Genomic DNA, 5,141 nt, shown 5'->3' on the forward strand with positions numbered 1-5,141 from the left:
TCACCGCATCGACGAAGCCCATGGCGGTGGTCGCCAGTTGCGCGATCATGATCGGCGCGGCGAGGGTCAGCAGTTCCTTGAGTTCGGCGCGGATGCGCAAGCCACGGGAAAGGGGCAGGGCGGGGCTGTTCACGGCAGTCCTTGTCTGGGCAGGGGAACCGCGTAGTTTACGGGTTGACGGGGTGGTCAGGAAGGGTCAGCAGGGTCGTGCCGGTTGCCCAGCCCCCCACCGCGCTACGCGCAGACAAACGACCCCGCGCTGCCCGCTTGAGGCCCGACCCCGTAGGGCGAATAACCGCCTGGCGGTTATCCGCCGGATACCCGTGACAGCGGCGGATGACATGCCCTGGAAACGCCGGACATCTCCCCCAGACTTTTCCGCAGCCTCTCTCAGACGCCCAGGAATTGGATAAAAAACCAGTAGGAGGAAGATGGAGGGGTCGCCAAGTCCATCTGTTTTCTTGGGGGCAGAAAAGACGCGGGCCGCAGGTGCAGGAACACCTACGACCCGCTAACCAGAGACCAGCTAATCAAGGAGCTGACCCATGGCTAAGGCCGATGATACGTCGAATCCCGCAATAACCGCACAGTCCCCTTCCACCTTCATCCCCCTGCGACGCACCTCGCAATGCAACCAGCACCCCGGTTGCGCCACCCTCTACCTGGACAGCAGCGCAGCCAGCGAAGACCTGTTCGACACCGCCCGCCGCCGGCTGGAGTCGGCGATCGGAACGCTGAGCGTCCTCGACCTGCTCGACGAAACCGAAGAGCCCGGCGAAAGCATCTGCCGCATCACCGGTTCCCTGCTGTCGTTGCTCAGCGACGCCCTGTCGCTGTTCGAGGCGGAATACGCACGCAGACACCGATAACCGACGGAGGCGGTGCCCCCCGGCAAGGCCGGGGGGTTGAGTAGCGGGGCGAAAAGGGGATCCCTCTCCGCCCTGGCTCGGCAGTTGCGCGGTCGGGCGAAAGCCACCTGCCCGCTACACACGCCAACCCAGGCAATCCCTGACGATGACCGGTCTTTCATCTGCGACTGTTTCTCATTTACACTCGACCCCCATTCTTCGGAGCCAGGCTCCTTTCCTGGGTGCATCGTGCCGTTCGATCCCGCCAAGCCGACGCTGTTGTCCACACTGGTTCGTCACTACGAGGAACTGGTCGACCATGTTCGCCGGCGCTTCGGCGACCGGGGCATGGCGCGCGAAGTGGTGCACGACGTGTGCGTGCAGTTGCTCGAACGCGACGAGAAGGAGGACGTGCACACGCCCCTGGCCCTGCTGCGGAAAATCTCCCACGACGCCGCCGTGAGCCGCTATCGTAGCGACCGTCGTCGAACCGCCTGGGTGGAAGCCGTCGCCGAGCTTCCGGAAGTCGCCTGCATGGCGGCGACGCCCATGGGTCGCCATGAGGCCGAGCGCGAGTTCCAGGCACTGGTCGACGCCATCGCCACGCTTCCTCCTCGCTGCCAGGCCGTTTTCGTCATGCACAAGATCCACGAAGTTCCCCAGGCGCAAGTCGCCGACCGCCTCGGCATCTCCGTCAAGACCGTGGAAAAGCACCTGCGCCTCGGACTGGCGGCCTGCCGGGAACGGCTCGGCCGCGGCGAGGCACGGCCATGACCCAGCCCTCGAAACGGAATGGGCAGGTTCCGCTGGACGACGCCCTGGAGCGCCATCGCGACGCGCTGAAGGACCTGTTCCCGCTGCCGCCCTCCCGGCCGAAATCGCGCAAGGCAAGCAAGGCGGCCGGCGTCGCGCTATTGCTGGCGCTGGCCATCGGCGCCCTGGCCTGGCTGGACCCGGCCTACAAGCGCGAGCGCTTCGCCACCGCCATCGGTGAGCGGCGCGACGTGACCCTGGCCGACGGCAGCCAGCTCCTGCTCGACAGCGGCAGCCAGATCGAGGTCAGTTGGCACCCGCTCAGCCGCCGGGTCGCGTTGCGCGCGGGGCAGGTGCTTTTCGAGGTATCCCCGGCGCGCTATCGGCCCTTCGTGGTGTCCGCGGGTTCGACCGACATCCGCGTGCTCGGCACCCGGTTCAACGTGCGCCGCCTGGACGACGACGTCCGCGTGACCCTGGAGCGTGGCCGGGTGGAGGTCGGTACCTCGGCTACGGCGCAAGCGCCAGTCGTGCTCCTGCCGGGCCAGCAGGTCGATGCCATTGGCGGGCAACTGATGCCGCTGGCCAAGGTCGATGCCGCCACGGCGATGGCCTGGAAAGACGACCGCCTGGTCTTCGAGCGCACGCCCCTGGGCGAAGCCGTCGCGCTGCTGCGCCATTATCGCAAGGCGCCCATTCTCCTGGACGACCCCAGCCTGGCCTCCCTCCGGCTGACCGGCGTCTTCGCCGCGCACAACGCCGACCGGCTGCTCGACCTGCTGCCGAGCATCCTTCCCGTGGCCGTGTCGCGGCAGGAGGACGGCAGCGTCGAGATCCAACGCAAATCGACGCGAAAATAATTCTCGGACGCAGGTAGGGTTTCCCGCGCGCCGTGGCGGCTATCCAGGAAAAGCCAACCTGCATAGGAAATCGAGACGTGCATTTTTCCCTCCGCAGTCGCCACCTGCGTCCTTCATTGCTCGCCAGCAGCCTGCTCCTGGCGGTGTCGGCCCAGGGCCAGGAAAAGCTCGACGTGGATCTGCCCGCCGCGCCGCTCGGCCAGGCGATCAACGCCCTCGCGCAACAATCCTCGGTACAGATCCTTTTCGCTGGCGATCTCGGCGCCGGCCGCCAGGCGCCCGCGCTGAAGGGGCGTTTCACCCCCGAAGAGGCATTGCGCCAGTTGCTCAGGGATAGCGGCCTGAAGGCGCAGGCCAGGGACGAACATACCTTCATCGTCGTTCCGGCCAGCGAAGCCGCCGTGCCCGCTACGCAAGCCCGCAGCGAACCGCTGGACATGGAGCAGATGGAAATCACCGCCTCGCGCACCAGCAGCGACCTGGTCTCCGCCACGCGCCAGTCCACCGTCATCGAGCATGCCCAACTGGAGGAGCTGCGCCAGGGCTCCGACAGCCTGGCCACCGTGCTGGCCAAGGCGGTGCCGGGGATGTCCGATTCCAGCCGCACCATCACCGAATACGGCCAGACCCTGCGCGGGCGCAGCATGCTGGTGATGGTCGACGGCGTGCCGCTGAACACCAACCGCGACTCCTCGCGCAACCTGGCCAACATCGACCCGGCGCTGATCGAGCGGATCGAGGTGATCCGTGGCAGCAGCGCCATCTACGGCAGCGGCGCCACCGGCGGGATCATCTCCATCACCACCCGTCCGGCCGGCGGCGAGAACCGCGCGGAAACCCGCCTCAGCGCCACCTCGCCGCTGACCCGGCTGGGCAGCGATGGCCTCGGCGGCCAGTTCCAGCAATACTTCGCCGGCTCCCTGGGGGCGCTCGACTATTCGTTCGACTTCGGCACCCGTCACGTCGGCGCTTCCTACGACGCCCATGGCGACCGCATCGCCCCGGAACCCAGCCAGGGCGACCTGTTCGACTCGAACGTCTACAACATCGGCGGCAAGCTCGGCCTGCGCATCGACGAGAACCAGCGCGTGCAGCTCGCCCTCAGCCACTACGACGCCCGCCAGGACACCGACTACGCCACCGACCCGAGGGTCGCCAGGCTGCCGCCGGGCTCGGTCCCGGCCAACGCGGTCAAGGGCCTGGAGCTGGACGAGCAGAACCGCATCCGCAACACCCTGGCGAACCTTGAGTACGAGAACCTCGACATCCTCGGCAGCCGGCTCTCCGCGCAGCTCTACTACCGCGACTATTTCACCCGCTTCACTCCGTTCGACGCCCGCGCCGTCTCCACCCGCGGCGGCAATGTCGACCAGATCATGCAGAACAGCGAAGTGTTCGGCAGCCGCCTGACCCTGCGCACGCCGCTGGGCGAAAGCGGCAATACCGAACTGGTCTGGGGCGGCGACTACAACCAGGAACGCAGCGACATGCCGCTCGACGTGTTCGACCCGGCGGCCTACGACGCCAGCGGCGGGCTGGTCTTCGACAAGATCGGCAAGCTCACCTACATGCCGCCGCTACGCACCCGCAGCGCCGGCGCGTTCGCCCAGTTGCAGCATCGCTTCGACGAACACTGGTCGATCGACGGCGGCCTGCGCTACGAATACTCCACCGCCGAATTCGACGACTTCGTCCCGCTCTCCGAGTCCAAGGCCGCCTCGCCGGTGACCGTCAAGGGCGGCGACCTCGACTACGACGCGGTGCTGTCGAACCTCGGCATCGTCTATTCGCCGGTGGCTGGCCAGGAAATCTATGCCTCCTTCAGCCAGGGCTTCCAGTTGCCCGACGTCGGCATCCAGCTGCGCAACGCCCGCCGTGGCTTCGATATCGGCTCCTCGAACCTCGAACCGGTGAAGACCAACAACTACGAACTCGGCTGGCGTGGCGCCATCGGCGGCAACACCCTGGGCAGCCTGGCGCTGTTCTACACCACCTCCAAGCTGGGCGACGTGCAGAGCTTCAACAACGGCCTGATCCTCACCCGCACCAAGGAGCGCATCTACGGCGTCGAGGCCAGCGCCGACTGGCTCAGCGACGACGAAGTCTGGGGCGCGGGCGGCAGCGCCACCTGGATGCGCGGACGCGAGAAGCCGGACGGCAAGGACTGGCAGGACATGACCGGCTACCGCGTGCCGCCGCTGAAGCTGACCGCCTACCTGCAATACAAGCCGGATGCCGACTGGAACAACCGCCTGCAGGCCACCTTCTTCGACTCCAAGGACTACCGTCTCGACGGCGTGGAAAGCTTCGGCCGGCGCCAGGTCAGCACCTACACCACGGTCGACCTGGTCAGCCAGTACCGCATCACCCCCGACGACCAGTTGAGCCTGGGCATCCAGAACCTGTTCAACCGCGACTACTACCCGCTCTACAGCCAGTTGCTGCGCAACAACAACAACACCAGCCACCTGCCGGCGCCGGGCACGGTGCTGACGGCGAGCTATACGCACAACTGGTGAGGGGAGGGAGGAGCCACCGGGCCTGGGCGGCCCGGTGGGCAGGGAGGGTGCTTCCAGAGGGACGGCGGCCCCGTTGTCATGGGCAGGCATTTCCGTCCAATGCCGGACGCCGATCCAGGTCGGCCAGGTAATGGGGAAGGACAGGGTACGCCGTCCCGCTC

At 66.9% G+C, this 5,141-nt stretch carries 5 protein-coding genes; 4 read left to right on the plus strand and 1 reads right to left on the minus strand.

The window, feature by feature from the left end:
- On the minus strand, nucleotides 1-133 hold a 133-nt coding region (locus tag FFS27_RS33845), incomplete at its 3' end, for a hypothetical protein (RefSeq protein WP_256659676.1).
- A 412-nt stretch (nucleotides 134-545) separates the two neighbouring features.
- On the opposite strand from FFS27_RS33845, the gene FFS27_RS28285 reads away from it, so the two are divergent.
- From FFS27_RS28285 to FFS27_RS28300, 4 genes are all read left to right on the plus strand, one after another.
- On the plus strand, nucleotides 546-869 hold the full coding sequence (locus tag FFS27_RS28285) for a hypothetical protein (RefSeq protein ID WP_003082848.1): 324 nt from the start codon (nucleotides 546-548) through the stop codon (nucleotides 867-869).
- A 228-nt stretch (nucleotides 870-1,097) separates the two neighbouring features.
- Nucleotides 1,098-1,622, plus strand: a complete 525-nt coding sequence (locus FFS27_RS28290; RefSeq protein WP_003086922.1) for an RNA polymerase sigma factor — start codon at nucleotides 1,098-1,100, stop codon at nucleotides 1,620-1,622.
- On the plus strand, nucleotides 1,619-2,461 hold the full coding sequence (locus FFS27_RS28295) for a FecR family protein (protein ID WP_003101998.1): 843 nt from the start codon (nucleotides 1,619-1,621) through the stop codon (nucleotides 2,459-2,461). Before FFS27_RS28290 ends, FFS27_RS28295 begins: the two co-directional genes overlap by 4 nt.
- A 77-nt stretch (nucleotides 2,462-2,538) precedes the next feature.
- Complete coding sequence (locus FFS27_RS28300) at nucleotides 2,539-4,980, plus strand: TonB-dependent siderophore receptor (protein ID WP_003133342.1); 2,442 nt, start codon at nucleotides 2,539-2,541, stop codon at nucleotides 4,978-4,980.
- Nucleotides 4,981-5,141: the final 161 nt, after the last annotated feature.

Origin of the sequence: Pseudomonas sp. 2VD (assembly GCF_005503585.1) — a bacterium.
GTDB classification, from domain to species: domain Bacteria; phylum Pseudomonadota; class Gammaproteobacteria; order Pseudomonadales; family Pseudomonadaceae; genus Pseudomonas; species Pseudomonas aeruginosa.